Source organism: Levilactobacillus muriae, from assembly GCF_045862015.1.
Classification (GTDB): domain Bacteria; phylum Bacillota; class Bacilli; order Lactobacillales; family Lactobacillaceae; genus Levilactobacillus; species Levilactobacillus muriae.
In genome coordinates this window covers 165,311-177,924 of the sequence record NZ_BAAFRU010000006.1, presented here as the reverse complement: position 1 = coordinate 177,924, position 12,614 = coordinate 165,311, and the positions used below count along the sequence as shown (strand labels likewise).

Sequence of the window (12,614 nt, the reverse complement as noted above, 5' to 3'; positions counted from 1 at the left end):
GTGGATGGATATAGGTCTGCGACTATATCCCTTTTTTGTACATTTTTTTACATTCTTTGATTATACAAAAATATCCGTTGCCAGTAATCAAATTCATTTGATTACCAACAACAGATATTTTAGAACCGCAATTTTTTTAGGAAACTGCGTTTAGAAGGGTTCAAAATATATGTTTGAAGTCTACAAGTCCACGAGCATGGAGTACTTTGTATAATGATCAAATTTTGCATTATCTGGTATCAAAATACTTAGTCGGGCAGGTGCATCTCTGTATTTATAATTAAAAGAGGGGGTTGTAAAATAAAATTTTGCGACTTGATCTTTGCCGTTGTCTAACTCTTTGAGCGTAAAGCGGGTTCCATCAGTATTTTTCATCCAAGGACTCATATTACTAAAACCATAAGGAATATTGATCCAAATACTGTTAAGAATATTGGAGTTTCCTTTCATGGCACCATAATTTCCGGGCGCTAGCTGCTTAATTCGCATGGTGACAGTCGCGCGTTTTTCAGCAGCGCCGGTTGCCGTCACGACTTTTAAAACTTTGAACCTAACTTGTGGGGCATTTACCCATTTATTCTGGGAAAATAGTTTTTCACTTACTGGGTGCTTAGACCCACTGTTTATCCTGGTGTACTGCCAAACACCTAAGCTGATTGCGCCCAAAAACACGAGGATTACGAGGCTATATAGTGTTAAATTACGTTTCTTCATATGTTCTGCCAGCCTTTACCTTTATTCGCTGTGAGGTTATATTTTCTAAAAACTCACGATCGTGAGATGTAATTAAAAATGTTGATCCCATCAAGTTTATTTCACGAATGTAGGCTATTAATTTCTGAATACTTTCTTCATCCAGCGCATTAGTAGGTTCATCTAAGACAATTAAGTCACAGCTTCCTAACATTGCTTGTGCGATACCCAGTTTTTGTTTCATTCCTAGCGAAAATTTCCTAACCCGATTCTTTTTGTCAGTGGGTAAGTCGAATCTAGTCAATGAATTTAGAATACTGTCTTCATTGATGCTCCCTTGTAATCTAGCAATGAGTTCAAGATTTTTAAATGCTGAAAATTCTTCTATGATGCTGGGAGATTCAATTAATGCGCCAGCTCTAACTGGAAATCGACTACTTACTGATACCAATTCACCATTAACTTTAATTTCACCAGTTGTTTTGATTAGGCCTAAAATGGATTTTAGAATCAAGGTCTTTCCAGAACCATTAATTCCTTCTAGAGTTGTAATCCCCCCCTTTTTAACCGTTAGGGAGACATTGTCTAGCAATGTTTGGCCTTTTACGACTTTATTAACATTAGTTAACTCGATTAAATTCATTATCTTCGCTCATTTCATTTCTAATTTTCCATAGATCAACACGTACGTCATACTCAACAGCAGGGAACCAACTAGCAATTCAACGATTGATGTATGAGGCATTATCATTTTTCTTGAAGCCATTGTCAGATTTAAGGGATTTAGCGTGTTTATCGAAAATGCAGTATAGACAACTAGAAGTATTGGTACAAGTAACAGGAAGAGCCTATAAATCCAGCCACATAGTTGTTGAACGACGAGAAGAGAGAGTAGCGACATAAACAGCATAAGGTTAAAGGCCAGATATTGTGCAATCAAATGGTGTTTTAAAAAGCCAGCGAATCCTAGAGAAATGAGATCAACCGATATCATAGTTGTTTGGATTACGGCAATGTAACCTAAGACTAGCAAGACTAAGAATGATAAGTTAATTAATCCGACCTGCCTTTTTGTGAATCTCTGGCTTTTAATTTGCCAAAGCAGTTTTTGATGAATTTGATTAAAACTATCGCCTATAATAAACATGGGCAGTACTAATAAGAGTATCCAGAAGATAGGTAGGTAGGGGTGACCTGTTTTAATCATTTCAAAGCTTGGACCATTCGTAGTGGCTTCTAAAATGGAATTGTAAGAATGAAACCGTATTTTCAAGAGAATAATTGCAGCTACATAAACGCCGGTGAGCCATAAAAAGCGTTGAAGGACGTGTGACATTAGGTATTTGAATTGCACGTACATCAATCTAGTCACTTTAATAATCCCTACCTTTTACAATCGCGTTTAGAATCGCGGAAATAATATATAGCATGGGTAACAAACTAAGGCAATTAATCACTTTAACAAAGGGAACTTCAGAATCCGTAAATTTCCAGAATGGGATACTAATCCCTACTTGGTGTAGACTAAAAAATAATAGGTTGATTGATATGGCAATGAAAATACCAATTGGTTTTTGGGCAGTTAACATGAATCCGATTAGGCCTATAAGCACTAGAAAAAGTTGGATAAAGTAGACTTGAACTAGGCCTAGTAAGAGAATAACTAGACTTTGAAGATCTGTAATTGTTCTTAGGCCCACGAAACTTGCGGTTGTTAATATAGCCCATGGAATCCATAAGATGAACTGTGCTAGAAGAGACTGAAATAGTATCTGGTAAAACAATATCTGTCTGGTTCCAATGGTTAAATAGTCAGAGAACCGATAGCTAATGTGGGATATAGCGATCAAAAAGGTAAGCGGTAAATAGGTTATGCCGATTGCAAATTTGCTAAACATTTGTGCGTATACCGTGTTAAATACAATTGGCTCACCAACTGTGGCCATAAGGTTAGATGCGACAAGCAAAACGACTATGATATTGGCAATTCCAAATACCTTGACGTAAAGAGACATATAGTGTACTTGTTGTTTAAAGACGTTAAAGATCACTGAGCTTTTTCCCACCTATTCTTAGAAGCGCCATTGTTATCCCAACAGTCACAAGGGTAGTGGCTAAAGTTGTCCCAAAACTGACATCTGACATCGCTGTTTCTTTAAGGAAATCTGCAGGGGATGAGCTAAACTCTGTCATTTGCAAACCTTGGAGTAACAATAAGGCCATTTGTATCAACAATCCGACGCTAAGAGCAAAGAAACGATTAGTCAAAATCAATGATAGTGCAGTCGTAAACAGGGCATATAAGCCTCCCCAAAGGAATACCATCATTAAGTTCAGTAAATAATGAACAAAGGGATGGCTATAGTACAACGATACTAGCAAAGTATTTCGATTGATGACTAAGATGTTTTGGTTCAATAAATTATCAGGGAACACGCTAGGTACCTTTAAGGCAATTGCTGTAAAGTTGATCAGTAGTGGCAGTGTGACGACAAGACCACCTAATAGAAAAGACAAAACATAATAATTTCGAAGCACTTGTTTCAAAGTGGTTTTTAATTTTACTTGCATGAAAAAACCATTATTAAAGTCCTTTTTGATCAAAGTTGCTGCTGGCATTGCAGCAATTAGTGGCAGGACCAGGTAATAGGCAAATGCTGAAAAATGAAAACTATCAATTCCCATCCAGAGTGTATATGGAGAAGAATGAAACGAATTGGTCTGTTGGGTAAATGGCCGCAGTATTTGATAGGCCTGAATACTTGGAAGAAGTAAGGCAATGGCAAATATAGACAATAACGTCTTTTTATTTAACCGGTACAATAAAGTTGACAATTGACATACTCCGATCTAATTATTGACTGGTGTTCTATTTTTAGTTTTTTGCTGATCTCCGCACCTCGTACTATACAGAAGTTATTTAGAGATGCAACTGCACATTATCTGAGTTTGAAGAGCATATAAATATACTTATATCATAATTGTATACTTATGAGTAAGCTTAAAATTTATCGATACTTGCGGTTTTGTGATTGGTACATATGTATGTTCTACTTGTGTTAAAAGCCAAATCTTTTTTTTGACTAATGGTATATACCAGATTGATAACCTTCATCGAATTTTGCTATTAATAAATAGCAATCGGTATTCATAAACCTGGTTACAAGAATTTTTATATCTTTTTTTGAAAAGTTTTCCCAAGATTTACAATTGAAGTGCAACAGTAATTGAGGGTAAATAAATAGATCATGGAGACTTATATCTTTAAGTGACCAAACCAAAAAGCTAGTTGAGGAAAATCCGAAGATTCTCTTTCAACTAGCTTTTTGGTTTGGCGCCTTATATCACAGTTTCTGCTGTTTAATCTAAATTTCAATATGGTCAGTTATTAGGTGCTTACATTGTCTCGACGAGGTCTTTTTGTGATTGAAATATAAAAAGGTTTGGGCATCCCGTCTAATCGCGTCTGGCCGAAACGTGCACCAAGAGGCAGCTGGTTGCGCTTTACTCCAATAAGAAAATAATTCAGGCCCGGGATTTTTCCTTATTGACGTTAATGCTCGGGACTTTCTCTCTAATTATATCTGGCCGAAACGTGCGCCAGGAAGCAGCTGGTTGCGCTTAACCCCAATAAGAAAATAATCCAGGCCCGGTTTTTTTCCTTATTGACGTTAATGCTCGCCAGCTAACCGCTTCCTTCTGCACTCTTTAATTGCCGCCATTCTTAATCTCATTGATCCGGTTGAACAGGATGCCATCCCGTAACCCGGCGTTTGAGAATGTGATCTGTTGGGAATCCAGTAGCCGCATGAGCAGGGTTACCGGAATCAGACCACCGATGATGATGTCTGCCCGATCCTTGGATAAACCTGGAACCTTCTTACGGCCCGCCAGATCTAATCCTAAGAGCTGAATTAGGGTCGCGTAGACGTCTTCAGATGATAGCTTGTAGCCGTGGACGTCTTCGAAATTCAGAAAGTTCTTCTTGCGTCGGTTGATCTTGGCTAACGTCCGGTTGGCACCACCTAGACCGATGATCGGTAGATTCGTTGCTTCGCGGAGCCACCACACATCGTTGAAGACGCTATTGACGAAGGTCATCGCCTCAAAGAGGGAGTCGGCCTTGATCACGTCACTTTCCAAATAGCTCTGTGATAGAGTCACGGAACCCAGCGGGATTGAGACGACCTGCTTCATTTGGTGATTCTGAACTAGAATTAGTTCGGAAGAGGCCCCACCGGTATCGACCAGGAGTCCGTTGACGATTGGGAGGGTATTGACGACCCCGAGATAATCGTAGCGGGCTTCCGTTGCGCCGGAAATGACGTTGAAAGACAGCCCGAGCTTGTCTTTAACCAATTTGAGAAATTGTTTCTGATTGCTAGCCTGGCGGACGGCCGCGGTTGCCACGGCTTGGATGTCAGGCTTGTCGAGTTGACTGTAAATCTTTTTAAACTCACCCAGCGCGGTGAGGGTTCTTGCGATTGATTCTGGTTGCAGAATCCGATCCTCGCCCATGTTTTCTGATAGGCGAACGTAGCGCTTGACCTGTTCGATGGTCTTATGATTACCAGAACCATCGATTTCGCTGATGGTCATACGGACTGAGTTTGAACCTAAGTCGATAACGACTAAGTTTTCCATTACTGAGGACTCCGATCAATGGGGGATTTTGGTTGATTCTTGGGACTAAGCATTGGTTTGAATTGCCGCGGAGCGTTGATTGCTTCCGGGGAATGGTCGTCACCGATTTTACGCTTATTCGTGGCTTCTTGCATGAAAGTCGTTTGCGCATCCAGTGGGTCGAGGCCGCGCCGGTCCACGCGGGTGAAGGTGCGATCGGCGAGGAGAACCCGCGTCTGAACGTTATCATGCCAGAGGGTGGCAAAGATATCGAAGACCCGTTGCCGCAAGTCAGACTGCAAAATAGGGAAGAGTAGTTCTACCCGACGATTCAGGTTCCGCGTCATCAGGTCGGCACTGGAAAGATAGATCTGGGGGTCACCATTATTGGCGAAACCGTAGATCCGGCTGTGTTCCAAGAACCGCCCGACAATTGAGTGAACCTCGATATTTTCGCTAATATCGGGGATGCCAACATTTAGGCAACAAATACCGCGGACAATGAGCTTGATGTGGACGCCGGCGTGAGAGGCTTCGTAAAGCTTGGCAATCATAGCGGAGTCGGACAGCGAGTTCATCTTCATTTCAATCCAAGCGGGTTGCCCGGCCTTAGCATTACTAATTTCCTGATCGATCTTAGAAACGATGAATTCACGAATGCCATCGGGTGACATATGGAGCTGGTGGAAATACGGGGGTTCGGAATAGCCAGACAACATGTTGAAGATGTTAGAGGCATCGATACCCATATCGGTGTTAGTCGTCATCAGACCTAAGTCGGTGTAGAAGTGGGCAGTGACATCGTTGTAGTTCCCAGTCCCCATGTGCATGTAGCGACGAATCCCATCAGGTTCTCGCCGGACGACAAGGGCTAGTTTACAGTGGGTTTTCAGGCCAATTAAGCCATAAATGACGTGACAGCCCATCTTTTCCAGCTGCTGGGCCCAGTGAACATTATTTTCCTCATCGAAACGGGCCTTAACTTCGACCAACACTGTGACCTGTTTGCCATTCTGTGCGGCGGAACCCAGGTACTTGATAATTGGTGAATTGGCAGAAACTCGGTACAAGGTCATCTTGATGGCCAGCACCTCGTCATCAGCTGCGGCTTGACGAATGAATTCGGTGACGGCGGAGAAAGAGTCAAATGGGTGATGAACTAAGACGTCACGGTGACGAATCGTCTTGAAAATGTCATCATCAGCGGTGACACCCGGTGTCTGCGCTGCGGTGAAGGCCGGATAGAGTTGGTCATCGTGATTGCTGATCTGTTTGGTCCATTTGCTCAGGAAGGTCAAATCAATTGGGCCACTGATGTTATAGACAGCGTAATCGGCAATCTTAATGGAGGTTGCCAAGCGTTTCTCCAGAGAATCGGAAATACCAGCCTCGACTTCCATTCGTACAGCACTCCCGTGTTCCCGGCGCTTCAACTGTTGTTCGACTTCTTTCAGCAGGTCAGAGGTATCTTCCTCGGCTACATCCAAGTCCATATCCCGAATGACTCGGTAGTTCGCGGCTTCCTTGACCTCGTAGCCGATGAACAGGTTGCCGATGAAGGCCTTGATGATGTCTTCCAGCAGGATGAAATCATTGTCGGCACCTGGTAGTCGCACGGTCCGGGGGAAGATGTCGGGGACTTGAACAGTGGCAAAGCGTTTGTCCTTTTTATTACCGTCCTTGAAAAGCCGCAGGGCAATGTTCAGCGTGTTATTCCCAATGAATGGGAAGGGACGCGAGCTGTCGACAGCCATGGGTGTCAGGGCCGGAGAAATCTCATCATTGAAGTACTTCTGAATGAAACGAAACTGCTGTGAAGAGAGTTCCTTCACAATTCTGAGATGAATGTTCAGATTGGCCAGGAGCGGTAATAACATCCGATTCAGTGTGGAATATTGCTTGACTACTTGGTCGTGTGCCTTGGCATTGACTGCCAGCAATTGCGCTTCGGCGGTCATCCCTGAGGCATCGGGGTTTGCATAGTTGACCGCCGCCAACTTTGAGAGCGAAGCCACCCGCACCATGAAGAATTCATCCACGTTGCTTTGTGTGATACCGAGAAACCGCACGCGTTCTAACAAAGGATTGGCCTTGTCACGGGCTTCTTCTAGGACGCGATCGTTGAAGTCTAACCAGCTGAGTTCCCGGTTGGTATAGTACTTGACGTCTTTATAATCCATTGTCATTTGTGTAATCTCCTTTGTTTAAACACAGGTTGCAGACCGAATACATCGGTGAAGAACTGGGCCTTGTAGTTGAATGCCCAGCGAATCAGGGAGAGATCATCGTCGCTAAACGCCGTAATGACGACCTTGTTTGTCCGAACGGAGACGGAGATGCGTTGAATGGTCTGCTGGTGCGCATCATCGAGGGCGTCGGCTAATCGGAGAATCGCAGCTAATTTAGCCACGGTTAGACGCTTGTTTGGCGTGAATTGCCGGAAATGGGTAATGTCCTCCGCCGGCGTACGCGTGCTGTGATAGCGCGAGACGGCCGCGATAATCTGAATTTCTTCCGCAGACAGGCCCAGCATCTCGGATTGTTTGAGCACGTAATCTGAGTGCAAGTAGTGTTCGTGGGTGTCGATGAACCCCCCAATATCGTGGACGGTAGCGGCAACTTGCAACAACAAGCGGTCGCGGGTAGTCAGGTGATGAAGCGTCTTGAGCTGATCGAAGAGGTGGAGGGCAAAGTGTCGAACCAACTCCATGTGGTGCGGTTCTACCCGATATCGTTGTGCGAGGTCGTCAGCCGCTGCCAGAATCTGATTCTCAAAGTGGTACTTCTGATTGCCCGCTAGAATTTCTTGGTTAGTCGTCAAGCCGTCCAACACGTTGAGATTGACCAGGTGAAGTTTATCGGCATTGACTACGGCGAGTAATTTCTGAATCAGGAGGACTTCGGGCAAGACAAGTTCAACGTTTTCTTCCGTGAGGTGCAGGCGTTCCATGAGGTATTGATCAGATGCACCGATGACTTCGCGGGTGAATTCGTTGAATTGTTTGAGGGGCAGGGTGAAACTGACTTCATCTTGCGGGATGAAGTAGTTGTTCAGGGGCGCTGCTCCAATTAAAATAACTTGATTGTTTGCCGTCTGTAGGCGTTCCGGCAGGAATCGATAGAAGTCGTCGACTTTACTGTTGATGTAATCATCGAGGACATCGACTGGGTTAGGTGCGGTGGCCCGCAAGCTTTGCAGGACTTCCTTGATGCGGACGGGGCCGAGTTTCATGTTGTGTGAGGCCACCAGATTGTCGTGAGCGAAGAAGGACAGGGTTGCACTCCCAGAATTTAGACCAATGATGGCTGCGTGTTTCTTGACCAGGTGGTGGTAGCCATCGAACTTCAGCGCGATAGCTTCATTACGGACGAACGACTCTTCCCCCAAGGAGAGCCACTTGATACTGAGACCGGTCCGCACGAAGATCTGATCACGAATGAATTCGGCGTTGGGTGCCGTGGAGAGAGCTTGTGAGCCCCAGAGTTGATAATTGGTTACACCGTAATCTTTGATGACTTGGAGGAAACCGCGGAGTGCCTCTGTCGCCTCGGCGACTGTTTCAAAATCAATCTCTTCATGGTTGTAAATATTTTCCCCAATGGCGACGGTCGACTTGACCCGCTCGGTCTGGGCACCGGTTTTCAGGTTAACGATTGACAGTTCCATACTGGAAACATTTACGAGCATTGCGCCAAAATAATTATCAGCCATAAACTTCATCTACTTTCTATTTCTATTCATAAATACGGGTGGGACGGGATGTGCTGACGTTTTTTACGGTCAGCTCTAAGACTCTCAAGCAACGGGTGATAAACACGTTGTCTACAACCCAACAGTTATTCCGTAAAGACCTGGTTATCCATGATGACTTTCTCCAGGTGCTTTTCGGTTCGTTGGTTTTCCGGTGGCAGCGCCATGTAATCGCCATACATCCCGGTTAAAATGCTAGCATACATTTTAGGCACTGCTACAGTGAGACGCTCGAATGGCATCAGCGTTAGGTCGGTCACTTCCGCAACAGTGAAGACTTCCTTATTGTAGCTGTATTGGGATGCGAGATTCTTGACCTGGAGAAGCGTTTCATCGCCTTGATACTGGGTCATGAGGGCCTGACGTTCAGCCTTCAACGCTTTGACATCCGCTAGCTGTTCTGGTGACAAGGGACTCTGTAGCTTTCGTAGCGGATTGTCTACCAAGTGGTAGCGCAGCTGGAAGAGAATTCGGGTATTCAAAACTTGAAACTTTGTAAGCTGTTCGCGTTGAAGCCCGATATCTAATGGAATTCGATCTAGTGGAAAAATGTCGATGAAGATACCTTTGCGTGCGGCATTGACATTGTTCTTTTCCTCAATGTAAGTGTTGCGATCGAGCAACTTGGCATAGCTCAAGCCGTAATTTTCATCGCTGGCAGGTGTCTGCAAGAAATAGTGCGTGTCTGCTAGTAGGTCGGGAGCGGCAGTTAGCAGCCGATCGTAGTCTGCTCTGAGGAGTCCGACATCGACATCGTCGTCCCAGGGAATGAAGCCCTGGTGGCGAATCGTACCCAGTAATGAACCACCCATCATGAGATAGGGGAGTTGAAGCTGGTCACAAAGGGTAATTAGTTGCGCCAGGTTGCCGAGCTCTACTTGGTGAATCCGGTCGATTAATCGCGTCATAAAAGGTCCTTTCCGAATGACAAAAATTTTAAAAGTGACTCGTGCGATTGGCACTCTAGTGACATTAGTTCAAATTATAGTGACTCGTGTGGATAACTTGGCCATGGGTGTCGCTGAAGGTAACGCTGACGGGGTCCGAGTTCTTTGGCTCAAACATAGCCAGACCCTTCGCCGTTTTTCCAGCTTTGACTGGCATAACGGTATTATTTAACAGGTTGTTGTCCTTGGTCTGACTGGTGGTGAACGCCAGATTACCAGTGCTCAACTTTTTACCGTCCTGTTTGGCGCTGACCGAACTTTCCCACAGGTCGCTAGGCACGATGGCCTTACTTTGCCGGTTAGTTACGGTATAATAGATAACGAATAAATTGCGGTTCGCCGTGGCGCTAGCTGTGACGTTGGTTCCCGTCAGATCGTAGGTCACGTGGCCAATGGTGAACTGTGAGTTGGCGAACGTGGCGGTCTTGGCTTGCGACGACTGACTAGAACTGCTAGAGCTGTGTGTGCGTTGACTGTGACTAGACTTAGTTGTCTGGTTCGTCCGGCTACTGCTACTTGACTGGGTATTCTTGGTCCCAGAGGCGCCACAACCAGCGAGTAACAGCAGAAGACTTAAAGCGGTTCCAAATTTTAATGATCGATACATGTTTTCCCCTCCCAATGCTACCCTTTTATTTTAGCATAGGTTGGTCCAGACCACCTGCTAAATTGGATGAAAAAAGCTGGTATTTGCTGGGCGTAAATGCTAATATAAAAATCGTATTTTGAGAAATGTAGGTGGGTAATCATGGCTGAGCAAGAGCAGTCGCTATTGGACGCGTTCATTGACGTCTACATGAGTTCACTCAAGTATTTGGATGAATTTGTTTCAGAACCAGCAAAGGAGTTTCATCTCTCCTTCGAACAATACTTAATTCTCCGGGAGATTACACGTAATCATGACGTGACGCTGATGGACATTGCTAGTAAGCGGCAGGTCACACGGAGTGCTATTTCCAGACAGATTAAGGTGTTGTTAAAGCAGGGATACTTGCGTCAACAGCCAGATGAAAACGATCGACGACGGTTGTACTTGATTGCGACCGATGCAGGCAAACGCGCTGAACGCGTGATTCGGCAACGGATCAACCAGCGTTTTCAAGGCTGGGTCGATGTTTATGGCAATGAGCGGGCTCACGAGATTCTGACATTCATCCAGGACTTTAGTCAGGTTACCCGCATGAAAAAGTAGTCAACGGCTACGGAGAGTTCCCATAACTCAAGGATGGGAATAAAAGGAGATTGAAGTCAATGAGCAAAAAGCGCATGAGTAACGAAGAGGCCAAGCGCTGGCGCAAGATTGTCTTCATGGATGATGACCACGATGACAAGCGGTCGCCCCGATCCACCAGGTCTTACGTGTATGGCGAACCATCTACGCATAAATCGTGGTGGCACCGGCTAAAAGGGCGGTTGACCCGTCGCTAAATTGAAAATGGACCACGCGACCCTAACGCAATGTCAGGGAGTGTGGCCCATTTTTGGTTTAACTCTCGACTGGTGTTGCTGCAGAAAATTCGGTAACGAGCTTGACGACAACGTTATCACTATTCCCAATTAGCTTGGCGACGGGACAGCGCCGTTCGGCCAGATCAACCATTGAAACGGCGGTCTTATGATCAACACCGGGAATCTTGACTTCGGCGGTCAAATAGAATTGGAAGCCATGGATATCTCGGGCCATCTCAACAATGGTGTGAACCTGTGAGCTGTGTGGCAGGTTACGCCGTTCTTCGATAGCTTCCAATGTGGCGTTCAAACAAGTACTGAGGGCCAACCCCATGAATTGTTCCGGATTGGCACCAGGCGCATCGTTAAGTGGGTGACTAGTCAACACATCCAAACCACCGGGGATATATGAATGGCTCTCAAGACCGGTATCATTGGCGGCAACGGTCCGATAGAGTGGCGGGAATTTTTCGCGGTCAATGGCCACGACGGCACCTTCTTTCTGTAGATTAATTACCTTAAGATTACGCCGTTTTTAGGCAAAAAACAATCGAAATGCAACGATTTGGAAGGGCTTTCTTAAGAGGTGAACCACTGACCGTTGATATAATGAATTGTTGCAACGAGATAAGAACTGACGTGAAGACAATCGGTTGCACATGACACCTATACCAATTGATTAAATTGATATTGCCACTCAACCTTTTTGAATGTTAGAGTTGACTTGAACCCTTAGTTGGCAAGGGAAACTAACCAGGATTGTTCTGTAAAGTTTTTGTAATAATTGCGATTACCCCCTAGACCACTTGGACAAAAATGCTATAATGTAGTCAACAGGAATCAGAACACTGGCGCAATGTTTGGGGGGAGCCATATGTTAACAGAAGAACTGTTGAATGAACGGAAGAGGTTTCAGATGATGACGTGGCGGGCGCAGAAACATGGGGCGCAAGTCATTGAGCGCGATATCATGCAGCAATTTACCGCGACGATTGCACAGCAAGAAGCAATCGTGGCAGCGGCTAATCGGCGGGAGCCTTCTCCAGTTGGTTAGTCCACCGCGAATATTTGAGCTGTGATGGGGTAAGCGTTGTGGGTGTTCGTTGTTTTATGTTAAGCTGTGCGCAACAGATGGGGGGCACCATCATGAA

At 45.0% G+C, this 12,614-nt stretch carries 13 protein-coding genes; 3 read left to right on the top strand and 10 right to left on the bottom strand.

From position 1 onward, the window contains the following. Positions 1-180: 180 nt before the first annotated feature. The 9 genes from ACKTSF_RS05955 to ACKTSF_RS05915 form a co-directional block, all read right to left on the bottom strand. The gene (locus tag ACKTSF_RS05955; protein WP_407887536.1) at positions 181-714 is read right to left on the bottom strand and encodes a hypothetical protein; all 534 of its coding nucleotides are present in this window, start codon (positions 712-714) and stop codon (positions 181-183) included. After that, positions 701-1,336: an ATP-binding cassette domain-containing protein gene (locus tag ACKTSF_RS05950; protein ID WP_407887534.1), complete on the bottom strand. Its 636-nt coding sequence runs from the start codon at positions 1,334-1,336 to the stop codon at positions 701-703. The genes ACKTSF_RS05955 and ACKTSF_RS05950 overlap by 14 nt, the downstream gene beginning before the upstream one ends. 9 nt (positions 1,337-1,345) lie before the next feature. Beyond that, positions 1,346-2,047: a hypothetical protein gene (locus tag ACKTSF_RS05945; protein ID WP_407887532.1), complete on the bottom strand. Its 702-nt coding sequence runs from the start codon at positions 2,045-2,047 to the stop codon at positions 1,346-1,348. 686 nt (positions 2,048-2,733) lie between these two features. Beyond that, complete coding sequence (locus ACKTSF_RS05940; protein ID WP_407887530.1) at positions 2,734-3,528, bottom strand: hypothetical protein; 795 nt, start codon at positions 3,526-3,528, stop codon at positions 2,734-2,736. A gap of 873 nt (positions 3,529-4,401) precedes the next feature. Beyond that, positions 4,402-5,337 (bottom strand): Ppx/GppA phosphatase family protein, encoded by a 936-nt coding sequence (locus ACKTSF_RS05935; RefSeq protein WP_407887528.1) that lies wholly within the window; start codon positions 5,335-5,337, stop codon positions 4,402-4,404. Continuing rightward, positions 5,337-7,496 carry an RNA degradosome polyphosphate kinase gene (locus ACKTSF_RS05930; RefSeq protein WP_407887547.1) on the bottom strand — a complete coding sequence of 720 codons (2,160 nt, stop codon included), beginning with the start codon at positions 7,494-7,496 and terminating at the stop codon, positions 5,337-5,339. The genes ACKTSF_RS05935 and ACKTSF_RS05930 overlap by 1 nt, the downstream gene beginning before the upstream one ends. A 2-nt stretch (positions 7,497-7,498) precedes the next feature. Next, the gene (locus ACKTSF_RS05925) at positions 7,499-9,028 is read right to left on the bottom strand and encodes a Ppx/GppA phosphatase family protein (RefSeq protein ID WP_407887526.1); all 1,530 of its coding nucleotides are present in this window, start codon (positions 9,026-9,028) and stop codon (positions 7,499-7,501) included. Positions 9,029-9,153: 125 nt separating this feature from the next. Continuing rightward, positions 9,154-9,975: a LicD family protein gene (locus ACKTSF_RS05920; RefSeq protein ID WP_407887524.1), complete on the bottom strand. Its 822-nt coding sequence runs from the start codon at positions 9,973-9,975 to the stop codon at positions 9,154-9,156. 64 nt (positions 9,976-10,039) lie between these two features. After that, positions 10,040-10,621 (bottom strand): DUF5067 domain-containing protein, encoded by a 582-nt coding sequence (locus ACKTSF_RS05915; RefSeq protein ID WP_407887522.1) that lies wholly within the window; start codon positions 10,619-10,621, stop codon positions 10,040-10,042. Between the two features lie 141 nt (positions 10,622-10,762). Between ACKTSF_RS05915 and ACKTSF_RS05910 the strand changes: the two genes are divergently transcribed. Together ACKTSF_RS05910 and ACKTSF_RS05905 are read left to right on the top strand one after the other, a co-directional pair. Then, a complete protein-coding gene (locus ACKTSF_RS05910; RefSeq protein WP_125701564.1) occupies positions 10,763-11,206 on the top strand; it encodes a MarR family winged helix-turn-helix transcriptional regulator in 444 nt (147 codons plus the stop codon). Positions 11,207-11,265: 59 nt separating this feature from the next. Next, positions 11,266-11,442 (top strand): hypothetical protein, encoded by a 177-nt coding sequence (locus ACKTSF_RS05905; protein WP_407887520.1) that lies wholly within the window; start codon positions 11,266-11,268, stop codon positions 11,440-11,442. A 58-nt stretch (positions 11,443-11,500) separates the two neighbouring features. Here the strand turns inward: ACKTSF_RS05905 and ACKTSF_RS05900 are convergent, their stop codons facing one another. Next, positions 11,501-11,950 carry an OsmC family protein gene (locus ACKTSF_RS05900; protein ID WP_407887518.1) on the bottom strand — a complete coding sequence of 150 codons (450 nt, stop codon included), beginning with the start codon at positions 11,948-11,950 and terminating at the stop codon, positions 11,501-11,503. A 387-nt stretch (positions 11,951-12,337) separates the two neighbouring features. Between ACKTSF_RS05900 and ACKTSF_RS05895 the strand changes: the two genes are divergently transcribed. Beyond that, complete coding sequence (locus ACKTSF_RS05895) at positions 12,338-12,517, top strand: hypothetical protein (RefSeq protein ID WP_407887516.1); 180 nt, start codon at positions 12,338-12,340, stop codon at positions 12,515-12,517. Positions 12,518-12,614: the final 97 nt, after the last annotated feature.

Bases quoted from the DNA above. Each gene is read 5' to 3' on its own strand.
- ACKTSF_RS05955 (WP_407887536.1), bottom strand. From the start codon at position 714: ATGAAGAAACGTAATTTAACACTATATAGCCTCGTAATCCTCGTGTTT.
- ACKTSF_RS05950 (WP_407887534.1), bottom strand. From the start codon at position 1,336: ATGAATTTAATCGAGTTAACTAATGTTAATAAAGTCGTAAAAGGCCAA.
- ACKTSF_RS05935 (WP_407887528.1), bottom strand. From the start codon at position 5,337: ATGGAAAACTTAGTCGTTATCGACTTAGGTTCAAACTCAGTCCGTATG.
- ACKTSF_RS05930 (WP_407887547.1), bottom strand. From the start codon at position 7,496: ATGGATTATAAAGACGTCAAGTACTATACCAACCGGGAACTCAGCTGG.
- ACKTSF_RS05925 (WP_407887526.1), bottom strand. From the start codon at position 9,028: ATGGCTGATAATTATTTTGGCGCAATGCTCGTAAATGTTTCCAGTATG.
- ACKTSF_RS05920 (WP_407887524.1), bottom strand. From the start codon at position 9,975: ATGACGCGATTAATCGACCGGATTCACCAAGTAGAGCTCGGCAACCTG.
- ACKTSF_RS05915 (WP_407887522.1), bottom strand. From the start codon at position 10,621: ATGTATCGATCATTAAAATTTGGAACCGCTTTAAGTCTTCTGCTGTTA.
- ACKTSF_RS05910 (WP_125701564.1), top strand. From the start codon at position 10,763: ATGGCTGAGCAAGAGCAGTCGCTATTGGACGCGTTCATTGACGTCTAC.
- ACKTSF_RS05905 (WP_407887520.1), top strand. From the start codon at position 11,266: ATGAGCAAAAAGCGCATGAGTAACGAAGAGGCCAAGCGCTGGCGCAAG.
- ACKTSF_RS05895 (WP_407887516.1), top strand. From the start codon at position 12,338: ATGTTAACAGAAGAACTGTTGAATGAACGGAAGAGGTTTCAGATGATG.